Source organism: Stenotrophomonas indicatrix, from assembly GCA_041545745.1.
In the GTDB taxonomy this organism is placed as follows: Bacteria; Pseudomonadota; Gammaproteobacteria; order Xanthomonadales; family Xanthomonadaceae; genus Stenotrophomonas; species Stenotrophomonas indicatrix_A.
Map to the genome: position 1 here is coordinate 1074104 of CP168152.1, position 12283 is coordinate 1086386.

General features: G+C 66.5%; 13 protein-coding genes. 1 reads left to right on the top strand and 12 read right to left on the bottom strand.

The annotated features are described in order from the left end of the window. Nucleotides 1-86: 86 nt before the first annotated feature. The 7 genes from ACEF39_RS04965 to ACEF39_RS04995 all read right to left on the bottom strand — a co-directional run bounded on the left by ACEF39_RS04965 (nt 87) and on the right by ACEF39_RS04995 (nt 6006). Entirely contained in the window at nt 87-482 is a 396-nt protein-coding gene (locus tag ACEF39_RS04965; RefSeq protein WP_500287150.1) for a hypothetical protein, read from the bottom strand. Between the two features lie 172 nt (nt 483-654). Next, a complete protein-coding gene (locus tag ACEF39_RS04970) occupies nt 655-1332 on the bottom strand; it encodes a Fe2+-dependent dioxygenase (protein ID WP_500287151.1) in 678 nt (225 codons plus the stop codon). A 10-nt stretch (nt 1333-1342) separates the two neighbouring features. Further along, nucleotides 1343-2062 carry a tetratricopeptide repeat protein gene (locus ACEF39_RS04975; protein WP_500287152.1) on the bottom strand — a complete coding sequence of 240 codons (720 nt, stop codon included), beginning with the start codon at nt 2060-2062 and terminating at the stop codon, nt 1343-1345. Between the two features lie 70 nt (nt 2063-2132). Beyond that, complete coding sequence (locus ACEF39_RS04980) at nt 2133-4415, bottom strand: TonB-dependent receptor (protein WP_500287153.1); 2283 nt, start codon at nt 4413-4415, stop codon at nt 2133-2135. 154 nt (nt 4416-4569) lie between these two features. Further along, the gene (locus tag ACEF39_RS04985; RefSeq protein ID WP_500287154.1) at nt 4570-4977 is read right to left on the bottom strand and encodes a hypothetical protein; all 408 of its coding nucleotides are present in this window, start codon (nt 4975-4977) and stop codon (nt 4570-4572) included. A 160-nt stretch (nt 4978-5137) separates the two neighbouring features. Next, nucleotides 5138-5470, bottom strand: a complete 333-nt coding sequence (locus tag ACEF39_RS04990) for a non-heme iron oxygenase ferredoxin subunit (RefSeq protein WP_230112789.1) — start codon at nt 5468-5470, stop codon at nt 5138-5140. After that, nucleotides 5467-6006, bottom strand: coding sequence for a GNAT family N-acetyltransferase (locus tag ACEF39_RS04995; RefSeq protein ID WP_500287155.1), 540 nt, complete (start codon nt 6004-6006; stop codon nt 5467-5469). The genes ACEF39_RS04990 and ACEF39_RS04995 overlap by 4 nt, the downstream gene beginning before the upstream one ends. A 211-nt stretch (nt 6007-6217) precedes the next feature. On the opposite strand from ACEF39_RS04995, the gene ACEF39_RS05000 reads away from it, so the two are divergent. Continuing rightward, complete coding sequence (locus tag ACEF39_RS05000) at nt 6218-6868, top strand: REP-associated tyrosine transposase (protein ID WP_500287156.1); 651 nt, start codon at nt 6218-6220, stop codon at nt 6866-6868. Between the two features lie 68 nt (nt 6869-6936). Here the strand turns inward: ACEF39_RS05000 and ACEF39_RS05005 are convergent, their stop codons facing one another. From ACEF39_RS05005 to ACEF39_RS05025, 5 genes are all read right to left on the bottom strand, one after another. Then, entirely contained in the window at nt 6937-8193 is a 1257-nt protein-coding gene (locus tag ACEF39_RS05005; RefSeq protein WP_089239368.1) for a cysteine desulfurase, read from the bottom strand. Then, nucleotides 8190-9452 (bottom strand): Fe-S cluster assembly protein SufD, encoded by a 1263-nt coding sequence (gene sufD / locus ACEF39_RS05010; RefSeq protein WP_500287157.1) that lies wholly within the window; start codon nt 9450-9452, stop codon nt 8190-8192. The genes ACEF39_RS05005 and sufD overlap by 4 nt, the downstream gene beginning before the upstream one ends. Further along, entirely contained in the window at nt 9452-10216 is a 765-nt protein-coding gene (gene sufC / locus ACEF39_RS05015; RefSeq protein WP_025873980.1) for a Fe-S cluster assembly ATPase SufC, read from the bottom strand. Before sufC ends, sufD begins: the two co-directional genes overlap by 1 nt. A gap of 72 nt (nt 10217-10288) precedes the next feature. Then, the gene (gene sufB, locus ACEF39_RS05020) at nt 10289-11764 is read right to left on the bottom strand and encodes a Fe-S cluster assembly protein SufB (RefSeq protein ID WP_500287158.1); all 1476 of its coding nucleotides are present in this window, start codon (nt 11762-11764) and stop codon (nt 10289-10291) included. Between the two features lie 17 nt (nt 11765-11781). Then, nucleotides 11782-12237 carry an SUF system Fe-S cluster assembly regulator gene (locus ACEF39_RS05025; protein WP_025873978.1) on the bottom strand — a complete coding sequence of 152 codons (456 nt, stop codon included), beginning with the start codon at nt 12235-12237 and terminating at the stop codon, nt 11782-11784. Nucleotides 12238-12283: the final 46 nt, after the last annotated feature.

Genomic DNA, 12283 nt, shown 5'->3' on the forward strand with positions numbered 1-12283 from the left:
AGGGATGGCCCGGTCAGGGGCGGCAGGGGCGAAACAGGCAGCGGCGAGCCGTCGCAACCGCGCAGGCGGTCACGGCGTGCCGTGGATCAGGCGAGCGGCGGCGCCTGGCCGCGTTGCTGGCGGCGCCCGGGCGCATCTGCCCAGGGCATGTCTGGTGCGGCCAACGGCCAGTGCGGACGCGCGCCGGACGGAGCCGACGCGGAGGGAACCAGATCAAGTTCGGTACGCAGCCAGTGGCTGGCCAGCAACAGCGGCGGGATCGGCTTGTCCGTGGACCTGGCCGGTGCCGAAGCGCAGCGCCGCAGTTTGGCCGGCGCTTCTTCCTGCAAAGGGCCGTCGCCGCCGCGCTCCTCCAGCGGCTGCTGCAGCGCCAAGGGCGCGGCAGCATGGGCTGCCGGAAGCAGCGGCAGGGTGCCCAGCAACAGCGTCAACATCGCCACCCACGCCAGCAGGCCGGCCAGCGCAGGCCGACGGCCGCGCATGGCGGTGCCGAACTGTACAAGCCGAAGCGGGCGAGGGCGGAATGGGCGACGCAAGCGGAGATCCCTGGGTGGCCGGGACATCCGGCGTCAACGGGATGTGATTGTAATGAGACCCGTTAGCCGTTGCAAATGAGAATGATTGCCAAATTGCCGCAGGGGTGGCCTGATCGGTTCAGACCTCGCTCCAGCGTCGCAGCAGGTTGTGGTACACGCCGGTCAGCTGCAGCACCGCGTCGGCATCGCCATTGGTCTGCCGCAGGCGCTCGATGGAGGTATCCATCTCCCACAGCAGGCGACGCTGCACATCGTCGCGGATCATGCTCTGCACCCAGAAGAACGAGGCCACGCGCGCACCGCGGGTGACCGGGTTGACCTTGTGCAGGCTGCTGGAGGGATACACGATCAGGTCACCGGCCGGCAGTTTCACCTCGTGCTCGCCGTAGGTGTCGCTGATGATCAGCTCGCCGCCGTCGTACTCGTCCGGGTCGGACAGGAACAGCGTGCAGGAGATGTCCGAGCGCAGCTGCTCGCCGTTGGCCAGGTTCATCACCGCGCCATCGACGTGGAAGCCGTAGGTGCCGCCGCCGCTGTAGCGGTTGAAGCGCGGCGGCAGGTACTTCAATGGTAGCGCGGCGCTGAAGAACAGCGGATGCCGTGCCAGCGCGACAAGAATGGTTTCGCCCAGTTCGCGGCGCAGCGGTGCAGCTTCCGGCAGCTGCTGGTTGTGCTTGGCCTGTGCGCCGAGGTGGCCGACAGTCTCGCGGCCATCGGTCCAGTCGGCTGCGTCGAGCCTGCGGCGGATGTCAGCCACCTGTCCGGCGCTGAGGATGTCGGGGATGTGCAGCAGCATGCGGAAGTCCTCAGCAAGCGGATGGTGCGACCAGGGCGCGCACCTGCGGGTGGGGTGAGGCGGCCAGCTCGGGCACGATATGCGCCAGGAACGCAGGACTGCCGTGCTGCAGTGCCAACCGCAGCCAATGCATGGCCTGTTCGATTTCACCGGCCTGCAGAAGGATGGAGGCGTAGTTGGCCTGGCCGCGGAAATCGCCGGCCTCGGCCGCGCGCCGATACCAGCCCAGCGCGGCCTGCGGATCGCGTCCGGTGTCCAGCCCATCCTCCAGATGCCGGGCCAGCAGGTTCATCGATTTGGCGTGGCCCATGTGAGCGGCGCGGGTATACAGCGCCAGTGCCTGTACACGGTCCTGCGGCACGCCACGGCCGGTGGCCAGCAGGTTGGCCAGGTTGTACAGGCCCCAGTCCAGCCCGGTGTCGGCCGCGCGCCGGTACCAGACCGCTGCAAGCGAAGGATTGGCGGTGGTGCCCTGGCCCAGCTCATGGCAGCGACCGAGCATGTTCATCGCCATCGGCGCGCCGTTGTTGGCCGCGGTCTCGTACCAGAGCAGGGCGGCAGCAGCGTCTTCCGGCGTGCCTTTGCCTTCCATGTACATCTGCGCCAGCAGCAGCTGCGCCTCGACCTGCCCGGCCTGAGCTGCATCGCGCACGCGCACGAAGGCAGCCTGCGGGTCGTGCAGCAGCAGGTCTGCCAGGGCGTCGGAATCAAACGGGGTGTTGGAAGCCATGCGCTGAGTATCGCCGGAAACAAAAACGGCGGCAGGAGATCCTGCCGCCGTGTGGGTGCTGCGGGTTACATCAGAACTTCACGTTCAGTGCCAGGGTGGCCGAACGGCCCGGGGCGATGCTCGCGTAGTGCGAAGCATAGGCCTTGGTGAAGTAGGTCTTGTCGGCCAGGTTCTGCACGTTCAACTGCAGGCTGATGTTGTCCTGGATCGCGTAGCTGGCCATCGCATCGAAGCGGGTGTAGCTGGGGATCCACTTGGTGTTGGCGACATCACCGTACTGCTTGTCGGAGTAGTTGGCGCCGGCGCCGACGGTCAGGCCGAACGGGAAGCGGTAGGTGGTCCACAGGGTGGCGCTGTGCTTGGCGGTGTTCGGGAACACGTTGCCGTTGTACGGCGAGGGCACGTAGATGTTGGACGGGCAGGTACGACCGGACACGGCGCAGACGAAGCCGTTGTCCTTCAGTTCCGAATCCAGGTAGGTGTAGCCCCCGTACAGGCTCCAGGCGTCGGTCAACTGGCCGGTGAAGCCCAGTTCCACACCGTTGATTTCCTTCTTGCCGGCGTTCTGGCTGGTGCCGTTGTCCACGGTCACGCGCGCGTTGTCCATCACGGTGTGGAAGATCGCCGCGGTCAGGTTCAGGCGGTTGTCGAACAGGTCCCACTTGGTGCCCAGTTCGAGGTTCTTGGTGTCCTGCGGCTTGAGGTCGGCCACGGTTGCGCTCAGGCCATCCGAGCCATCGCCACCGTCCATGCCAGGTGGGGTGGAGGAGGTGCCGTAGGACAGGTAGATGCTGCCGTTGGCGGTCGGCTTGAAGACGATGCCGGCCTGGTAGTTCAGGAAGTCATTGTCGTTGCGCACGCGCGTCGGCGCCTTGCCGGCCACCGGGGTGGTCAGGGTGGTGGAGAAGTCGTCGTAACGCAGGCCGACGTTGATCATCCACTGCGCGTTCAGTTCGATGGTGTCGAACAGGTAAGCGGACTTGGTCTTGGTGCGCTGCTCGACGTCCAGCGCCTTGTCGCTGCGGTACACCGCATGGGTGGCCGCCCACGGATCGTTCGGGTTCGGGTTGTCGAAGCTGGTGCAGTTGTAGCCGGTGGCAGCGCCGGTGGTCGGGCACTTGCTGCTGTTGGTCAGCGGGTTGCTGGTGCCCGGGGTCATCAGGTAGCTGCCGCGGGTCATCTTTTCATCGCTGTATTCCAGGCCGGCGCTGTAGCTGTGCTTCAGTGCACCGGTCTGGAACGCACCGGTCAGGCTCAGCTGGTCGGCAAAGCTCTTGACGTCGACGGCGCGGCTGTTGGTACGGCGCCACAAGGTGCCGTAGTTGTTCGGGTTGCCCTGGCTGTCGTCCGGCTGGGTCCACAGGTAATCGTTGCTGGTGTTGCCCAGGCGCGCGATGTTGCGCAGCTTGTGGTCGCCGAAGTCGTAGCTGCCGTCCAGGGTGCTGATGTCGGCGCGGGTGCGCTGGAAATCGCGGTCCACCAGGCCGTAGTAGTTGTTGCGGTCGGGCACCATCGGGCGGCCGTCGACCCACTTCGATACCGGCGCACCGTTCGGGTTGCCATACGGGAAGCCGCCTGCGTCAGGCAGGTCGTCGCTCTGCATGTGGTAGTGGCTGGCGATCAGCTGCGCTGGGCCGTTCAGGCCGAACGCGATCGACGGCGCGATGCCCCAGCGGCTGACGTTGGCCGCGTCACGACCGGCGATGTCCGACTCGTGCTTCATCAGGTTCAGGCGCGCGGCGATGCCATCGCCCAGCACGTAGTTGGCATCCACGGTGCCGCGTGCGTAGCTGTCGGTGCCGATGCCCATGCTGGCAGTGGTCTCGTTCTTCAGCTTCGGGGTCTTGCTGACCAGGTTGAGGCTGCCACCACCGGAGTCACGGCCGCCGTAGGCCGAGCTCGGGCCCTTGACCACTTCCACCTGCTCCAGGTCGAACACTTCGCGGGTCTGCGAACCGACGTCGCGCAGGCCATCGACGAACATGTTGCTCTGCGAGTCGAAGCCGCGGATGAAGGGGCGGTCACCGGTCGGGTTGCCGCCTTCGCCGGCGCCGAAGGTGATGCCCGGAACCATGCGCAGCGCATCCTGCAGGTTGGTCGCACCGGTTTCGGCGATCAGCTTTTCCGAGACGATAGAGACCGACTTCGGGGTGTCCAGCAGCGCAGCGGTGAACTTCGGCGAGGACGGGTTGAACCAGCTGCCGCGCACCTGGACCTTGTCCAGTTCGGTGGCCTTGCTGGCGCCGGCGTCGTCGGCCGCCTGTGCGGCCAGCGGCGCGAAGCCGGCGGCGAGGGTGGCGGTGGCCAGTACTGAAACGCGAGGTGCGTACTTGCGGGTCTTGATGTGGGTCATGGGTAGGTTGGCGATGGCTTGGATAGGGAATGAGCGAGGGCCGGCCAGCACGGCTGGGCGCGCGGCGGCAGGCAGGAGGTGGGTTCTGTAGAGCCGAGCCATGCTCGGCTGGCCGGAAACGCAATCAGGCGCACGGCAACGGCCGCAGGACGCCTCAGATGGCGAGCGGTGCCGGAGGTGCGTGGCCGGGATTCAGACGCAGCGAGGGGTCGTGCAGCTGCCAGCGCAGGGCATCGGAGTGCCACAACGGGATGTGGGCCACCAGCGCAGCACGCGGCGGCGCAGTGCTGGCGCAGGGCGTGCCGCCTTCACCATCCACCGGAGGTTCCGGGGCGGGGGCCGCGTGGTGTGGGCATTCGTCGCCGGAAGGGGCCGGCAGCGGAGCGACCTGCTCGATATCGTGCAGATGCGCCTGCCAGCCCGCGTTGGCGGCGTGGCCACCGCCGCGTCCTTCGTGCAGCGCCGACCAGCCCAGCAGCAGCGTCAGCAGTGCGGCCACAAGCAACGGCCACCCTTGACGGGCAAGCTGGCACAGCGTGGCGGTGGGCGCGGACGAAGCCATGGCGCAGGCGGGGCGTTACGAAGATGTTACGTAGGATAACATCAACGATAATGATTCGCATGTACGAGACGGGCAGCCGGTTCCGGGTGGCCCGCAGGGTCCCTGAAAGGCCCCTCAGGCTGTTCCAGTAGATCCACCCCATGGGTGGATGCCCCTGGCTTCAATCGCGGTCGTCGCGCGTCCACACCGCGTCGTGCTCGCGCTTCACCGGAAACTTCGGCACCGCCGTGTAGGCAGGCGCACACAGGGCGCGGCCATCACGCACGTCGAAGCGCGCGCCATGCAGCACGCATTCGACGCTGCCTTCGGCGGTGTTGAACTCACCCGAGGACAGCTCGAATTCCTCATGCGTGCACTGGTCTTCCAGCGCGTACAGTTCGCCGTCGAGGTTGAACACCACGATCGGCGTACCGGTGACTTCGTCGAACACGCTCTTCATTTCGCCCGGCAGCAGGTCGGCGCCGGCGCAGACAAAGGTCCAGGCCTCGCTCACGCGGTGGCTCCGGCCAGCGGCTTTTCCAGGATCTCGAAGCGCAGGTCGTCGCGCTTGGGGATGCCGAAGCGTTCGTCGCCATACGGGAACGGTTTCTTGATGCCGGTGCGCTGGTAGCCGCGGCGCTCGTAGAAGGCGATCAGTTCGTCGCGCACGTCGATCACCGTCATCTGCATCACCGGCACGTTCCATTCCTGCGCGGCATGGGCTTCGGCGGCGTCCATCAACTGCTTGCCGACGCCGCCGCCCTGCTGGGCCGGATCAACCGAGAACATGCCGAAGTAGCCCTTGCCGTCGACGTCGGCGACGTGGGCGCAGGCCACGAGCTGGCCGTCGCGTTCGGCCAGCAGGATGGTCGATCGCGGACGGTCCAGGTCGCCCTGGATGCCTTCGGCGTCGACGCGGGCGCCGTCCAGCAGGTCGGCTTCGGTGGTCCAGCCGACGCGGCTGGCGTCGCCACGGTAGGCCGAGGTGACCAGGGTGATCAGGGCGGGGATGTCGGCCGACGTGGCGGCGCGGAAGGTCAGGGTGCTCATGGGGGCATTTTAGGTGGGGTGGGGGCGGGCGCAAATGGGGGATTGCCGGGGTCGGATCCCTTCTGCGGCGCAGAAGGGCTCTGACCCCGGCGTCTACCGACTCAACGACGGGTCATGGACCGACTGGCACGGGCGCGGAATCGGCAGATGCTCGGGGTCAGATCCTCTTGCGCAGCAAAGGGCTCTGACCCCTTGGCTTCCGGAGACGCTCATGCCCAGGCCGCGTCGCATCGATGCACCGGGCTACCCGCAACATGTGGTCCAGCGTGGCAACAATCGCCAAGTAGTGTTCCTCGCTGATGGCGACCGGGTCGCCTATCTGCGCCTGCTGTGTCATCACGCAGACCAGCAGCAATGCCGGGTCCACGCCTATGTGTTGATGAACAACCATATCCATATGCTGGTCACGCCCGATGCTTCCGGCGGGCTGTCGCGGATGATGCAGGCGGTAAATCGTGCCTACGTGCGCCGTGTGAATGATCGGCACGGCCGCACGGGAACTCTGTGGGAGGGGCGCTTTCACTCGACGCTGGTGGTCACGGATCGCTACCTGCTTGCCTGCCAGCGCTATATCGAACTCAATCCCGTTCGTGCAGGGATGGTGAAGCATCCCGGGGACTATCGCTGGTCGAGCTATCGGGCAAACGCGGAGGGCAGGACGAATGCACTTCTCGTGCCGCATTCGGCGTTCGAGTTGATTGCGGCTGAAGTGGATGAGCGGCGCAGGCGCTACGCCGAGTTCATCGAGCAGGGTATTCCTGCGGGTGATCTGGCGGAGATACGTGGAGCGCTGCAGTCGCAGCGGCGGTGCGCTGGGAAGCTGATGGGGTCAGAGCCCTTTCGCGGTGCGAAAGGGCTCTGACCCCGGTCTGCCGCTCTGCTGGGGTCGGATCCCTTTGCGAGCAAAGGGCTCTGACCCCGGCTGAGGGCTCAGCCCAGCAACTTCCGCACCTTCGTCAACGCGGTCATGAACCGCTCGATCTCTTCGTGCGTGTTGTAGAACGCAAGCGAGGCACGGCAGGTCGCCGCCACGCCGTAGTACTGCAGCAGCGGATGCGCGCAGTGCTGGCCGGAACGCACGGCCACGCCTTCCAAATCCAGCAGCGTGGCCAGGTCGTGCGCGTGCGCGCCGTCGATCAGGAACGACACCACTGCGGCCTTCTCCGGTGCCTCGCCGATGATGCGCAGGCCATCCACCCGGCGCAGCTCTTCGGTGAAGTGCGCCAGCAGCTCGGCTTCGCGCGCTTCCACATGGTCCAGGCCGACGTTCTGCAGATAGTCGGCGGCCACGCCCAGGCCGATGAAGCCGGCGATGTTGGGCGTGCCGGCTTCGAACTTGTGCGGGGCGTCGTTGAACACGGTGCCGTCGAAGCTGACTTCCTTGATCATCTCTCCGCCGCCCAGGAACGGCGGCATCGCGTCCAGGTGCTCGCGACGGGCCCACAGCGCACCAGTGCCGGTCGGGCCGCACATCTTGTGGCCGGTGATGGCGTAGAAGTCGCAGCCGATGGCGGTGACATCGACCTTGCGGTGCGGTGCGGCCTGCGAGCCGTCGACTACGGTGACGATGCCGCGCTTGCGCGCTTCGCGGCAGATCTCGCGCACCGGGTTGATGGTGCCGAGCACGTTGGAGACGTGGGCCACGGCCAGCAGCTTGACCTCGGGGGTCATCGCCGCGCGCAGCGCATCCAGGTCCAGCGCACCGTCGGGGGTGATCTCGGCCACGCGGATGGTCGCGCCGGTGCGCTGGGCGACCAGCTGCCACGGCACGATGTTGGCGTGATGCTCCATGCGCGAAATGAGGATCACGTCGCCAGCCTTCAGCCGCGGCAGGGCCCAGGAGTAGGCAACGAGATTGATCGCGAAGGTGGTGCCGCTGCACAGCACCAGATCGTTGCTGCGCACGTTGAGGAAACGGGCCAGCTTGTTGCGCGCGCCCTCATAGGCGTCGGTGGCCTCGGTACCCAGCGCGTGCACCGCACGGCTGACGTTGGCGTTGTAGCGGCGGTAGAACTCGTCCACCGCGCCGATCACCTGCACTGGCTTCTGGCCGGTGTTGGCGTTGTCGAAATAGACCAGCGGCTTGCCGTGCACTTCGCGCATCAGCAGCGGGAAGTCCAGGCGCACGCGCGCCCAGTCGGGCGCGTCGGCGGGTGCTTCGATCGGACGCGGGGTGGACAGGTTCATGCCACGCCCGCCTCGGCCAGGGCCTTGTCCAGCCGGCGTGCCAGCTGTTCGCGCAGCGCTTCCGGCAGCACCCTCAGCGGCTCGTGGCAGAACGCGGCGCTCAGCAGCGCTTGTGCCTGGGCCTGCGGCAGGCCGCGCGAACGCAGGTAGAACAGCGCGTTGGCGTCGAGCTGGCCGACGGTGGCACCGTGTGCAGCCTTCACTTCGTCGGCGTCGATCACCAGCGTCGGCTGGGTATCGATTTCGGCGTCGGCAGACAGCAGCAGATTCTTGTTGGACAGGTTGGCGTCGGTGCCATCGGCGCCGGCACGGATCTGGATGCCGCCATGGAACACCACGCGGCTGCGGTTCGCCGCCACGCCACGCCACTGCAGCTCGGCGCTGGTGTCGCGGGCGATGTGGTCGATGCCCAGGCGGGTATCGACGTGGCGACGGCCGTTGCCGAGCAGCACGCCATTGGCGGTCAGCTGGGCGTTGTCGCCCTCCAGGCGCACGTTCAGTTCGTGGCGGCTGAGCGCTGCACCCAGTTCCAGGTCCACACGGTGGTACTGCGCGTCCTTGGCCAGCACCGCGTCGGTGCGCAGGAAGCTGGTCTGGCGCGCGCTGCCCGCCTGCACGCGGGCGTGCTTGAGCACCGCATCGCGGGCGACGTGGGCGTGCAGCACGGTGTTGTCCAGGTGCGCCGAATCACCGACGCTGAAGCGGTGCTCGACCACGCCGAGGCTGGCGCCGGCACGCAGTTCGATCAGGTGGCGATGGTGCCAGGCCAGATCGGTGTCGCCGGCGACGCTGGCGAACACCAGCTGCAGCGGCGCCTCGACCTGCACGCCGTCGTCCACGCGCAGCACCACGCCTTCATCGGCGAGGGCAGCGTTGAGGCGGGCGAATACTTCGTCACTGCGCTCATAGCGGCGGCCGAGGAAGCGTACGGCATCCTCGCCAGCGGCCAGTGCGGAGGACAACGTCTCCAGCTGCACGCCGGCCGGCAGGCCCTGCACGTCGCTCAGCGCGTCGTTGAGGCGGCCATTGACGAAAACCAGGCGCGGCGAGGGAATGTCCTCCAGCACGGCGGCATCCAGCAGCGCCGGCGCCAGCGGAGCAGCCGCGAAGCTGCGACGCTCCAGCTGGCGCAACGAGGTGTACTTCCAGGTTTCGCTGCGTGCGCCGGGCAGGCCGTCGCGCAGCACGCTGTCGAGCACTTCGCGGCGCGCATCGCTGCCGCAGAAGGCCTGGGCCATGGAATCGAGCAGGGCGCTCATCAGACCGCCGCCTCGGGCACGACCCGGTCCTTCAGGAAGTCATAGCCGTGCGCTTCCAGTTCCAGCGCCAGCTCCGGGCCGCCGCTCTTGACGATGCGGCCATCGGCCAGCACGTGCACCACGTCCGGCTTGATGTAGTCCAGCAGGCGCTGGTAGTGGGTGATGACCAGGAACGAGCGGTCGGCGCTGCGCAGCGCGTTGACGCCGTCGGCCACGCTCTTCAGTGCATCGATGTCCAGGCCCGAATCGGTTTCGTCCAGGATCGCCAACTTCGGCTCGAGCACGGCCAGCTGGAAGATCTCGTTGCGCTTCTTTTCGCCGCCGGAGAAGCCTTCGTTGACGCCACGGTGCAGCAGTTCGTCCTTCAGGTGCAGCACGGCCAGCTTCTGCCGTACCAGCTTGAGGAACTGCATGGAATCCAGTTCTTCCTCGCCGCGCGCCTTGCGCTGTGCATTCAGCGCGGCGCGCAGGAAGTAGGTGTTGTTCACGCCGGGGATTTCCACCGGGTACTGGAACGCCAGGAACAGACCCGCAGCGGCGCGTGCTTCCGGGTCCTGGTCGAGCAGGTCGACGCCTTCGAACTGCACGCTGCCTTCGCTGACCTCATAGCCGTCACGGCCGGCCAGGACATTGCCCAGGGTGGACTTGCCGGCGCCGTTGGGGCCCATGATGGCGTGCACCTGGCCGGGCTTCACTTCCAGGGACAGGCCCTTGAGGATTTCCTTGTCGCCGATGCGGGCGTGGAGGTTTTCGATCTTCAGCATGGTGGGGTTTCCGTGGTGCGGGCCGGGGCCCGCCGGTAAAAAGAATGCGTTGTGCGAGGGCAGTGCGGGCGATCAGCCCACCGAACCTTCCAGCGAGACTTCCAGCAGCTTCTTGGCTTCCACCGCGAATTCCATTGGCAGTTCGCGGAACACCTGCTTGCAGAAGCCGTCGACGATCATCGACACCGCGTCTTCCTGGCTGATGCCACGGGCGCGGCAGTAGAACAGCTGGTCGTCGGAGATCTTCGAGGTGGTGGCCTCGTGCTCGACGGTGGCGCCCGGGTTCTTCACCTCGATGTAGGGGAAGGTGTGGGCGCCACACTGCTTGCCGATCAGCAGCGAATCGCACTGGGTGTAGTTGCGCGCGCCGTCGGCATTGCGGTCGATCTTCACCAGGCCGCGGTAGGTGTTCTGGCCACGGCCGGCGCTGATGCCCTTGCTGATGATCTTGCTCTTGGTGCGCTTGCCGACGTGGATCATCTTGGTGCCGGTGTCGGCCTGCTGGCGATGATGGGTCAGCGCCACCGAGTGGAATTCACCGACCGAGTCGTCGCCCAGCAGCACGCAGGACGGGTACTTCCAGGTGATCGCCGAGCCGGTCTCGACCTGGGTCCAGGTGACCTTGCTGCGCGCGCCACGGCATTCGGCACGCTTGGTGACAAAGTTGTAGATGCCGCCGACACCGTTCTCGTCGCCCGGGTACCAGTTCTGCACGGTGGAATACTTGATCTCGGCATCTTCCAGCGCCACCAGCTCGACCACGGCGGCATGCAGCTGGTTCTCATCACGCATCGGCGCGGTGCAGCCTTCCAGGTAGGACACGTACGCCTTGTCCTCGCAGATGATCAGCGTGCGTTCGAACTGGCCGGTGTGGCCAGCGTTGATGCGGAAATAGGTGCTCAGTTCCATCGGGCAGCGCACGCCCTTGGGGATGAACACGAAACTGCCATCGGAGAACACCGCCGAATTGAGCGCGGCGAAATAATTGTCACCGACCGGCACCACGGTGCCCAGGTACTGGCGCACCAGTTCCGGGTGTTCCTTGATGGCTTCGGACATCGAGCAGAAGATCACGCCTTTCTCGGCCAGTTCCTTGCGGAAGGTGGTACCCACCGAGACCGAATCGAACACCGCATCCACGGCCACGCCGGCCAGCTTGGCGCGTTCGTGCAGCGGCACGCCCAGCTTGTCGTAGGTGTCCAGCAGTTCCTTCGGCACGTCATCCAGCGAGGCGTACTTCGGGCCCTTCGGCGCGGAGTAGTAGCTGAGCGCCTGCAGGTCGATCGGGGCGATCTGCAGCTTGGCCCAATTCGGCATCGGCATGGTCAGGAAGTGGCGGTAGGCGTCCAGGCGCCACTGCGTCATCCATTCCGGCTCTTCCTTCTTGGCCGACAGGGCGCGGATGGTGTCCTCGTCCAGGCCCGGCGGCAGGGAGTCCGATTCGATGTCCGTGATGAAGCCGGCCGCATACTTGCGCCCGAGCTGCTCATGGATCTCGCGGTTGGGGGTGTCGTCGCTGGCGACGGTTTCGATGGTTTCGGTGGCCATGGGGGGCTGCCTACGGATCAGGAGACGACGTCGACAGCGATGGTGCGGCGCTGTTCTTCGTCGACAAGGGGAAGAGGGGGCAGGATCTGCGCCAGGCTGACATCGCGCAGGGCCTCGGAGACCACGTCGTTGATCAGCCGCCAGCTGCTGCGCGCGCCGCACTTGGGCGCCATGCCGCACTGGTGGTGGTCGTGGCTGCACTCGGTCAGGGCCAACGGCCCTTCCATGGCTTCGACCACTTCAAACAGCGAGATCTCGATCGATGGACGGGTCAGCCGGTAGCCGCCGCGGACACCGCGCAGGCCTTCGACCAGGCCGGCCTGGGCCAGTGGCTTGAGCACCTTGCTGACGGTGGGCGGCTCCAGACCGGTGAATTCGGCCAGCTCGGTGGCACTGAGCACCTCGCCCGGACGGGCGGCGAGCACGGTCAGTACGACGGTGGCGTAATCGGTGAGCTTGGTGACGCGCAACATGGGATGCGAGTGGTTCTTAAAGCGGACTGAAATTGTACGCTTTTAT

What these genes read in the sequence shown, in the direction of transcription:
- ACEF39_RS04965 (WP_500287150.1), bottom strand. Translation starts at nt 482, where the DNA reads ATGCGCGGCCGTCGGCCTGCGCTGGCCGGCCTGCTGGCGTGGGTGGCG.
- ACEF39_RS04970 (WP_500287151.1), bottom strand. Translation starts at nt 1,332, where the DNA reads ATGCTGCTGCACATCCCCGACATCCTCAGCGCCGGACAGGTGGCTGAC.
- ACEF39_RS04975 (WP_500287152.1), bottom strand. Translation starts at nt 2,062, where the DNA reads ATGGCTTCCAACACCCCGTTTGATTCCGACGCCCTGGCAGACCTGCTG.
- ACEF39_RS04980 (WP_500287153.1), bottom strand. Translation starts at nt 4,415, where the DNA reads ATGACCCACATCAAGACCCGCAAGTACGCACCTCGCGTTTCAGTACTG.
- ACEF39_RS04985 (WP_500287154.1), bottom strand. Translation starts at nt 4,977, where the DNA reads ATGGCTTCGTCCGCGCCCACCGCCACGCTGTGCCAGCTTGCCCGTCAA.
- ACEF39_RS04995 (WP_500287155.1), bottom strand. Translation starts at nt 6,006, where the DNA reads ATGAGCACCCTGACCTTCCGCGCCGCCACGTCGGCCGACATCCCCGCC.
- ACEF39_RS05000 (WP_500287156.1), top strand. Translation starts at nt 6,218, where the DNA reads ATGCCCAGGCCGCGTCGCATCGATGCACCGGGCTACCCGCAACATGTG.
- ACEF39_RS05005 (WP_089239368.1), bottom strand. Translation starts at nt 8,193, where the DNA reads ATGAACCTGTCCACCCCGCGTCCGATCGAAGCACCCGCCGACGCGCCC.
- sufD (WP_500287157.1), bottom strand. Translation starts at nt 9,452, where the DNA reads ATGAGCGCCCTGCTCGATTCCATGGCCCAGGCCTTCTGCGGCAGCGAT.
- sufC (WP_025873980.1), bottom strand. Translation starts at nt 10,216, where the DNA reads ATGCTGAAGATCGAAAACCTCCACGCCCGCATCGGCGACAAGGAAATC.
- sufB (WP_500287158.1), bottom strand. Translation starts at nt 11,764, where the DNA reads ATGGCCACCGAAACCATCGAAACCGTCGCCAGCGACGACACCCCCAAC.
- ACEF39_RS05025 (WP_025873978.1), bottom strand. Translation starts at nt 12,237, where the DNA reads ATGTTGCGCGTCACCAAGCTCACCGATTACGCCACCGTCGTACTGACC.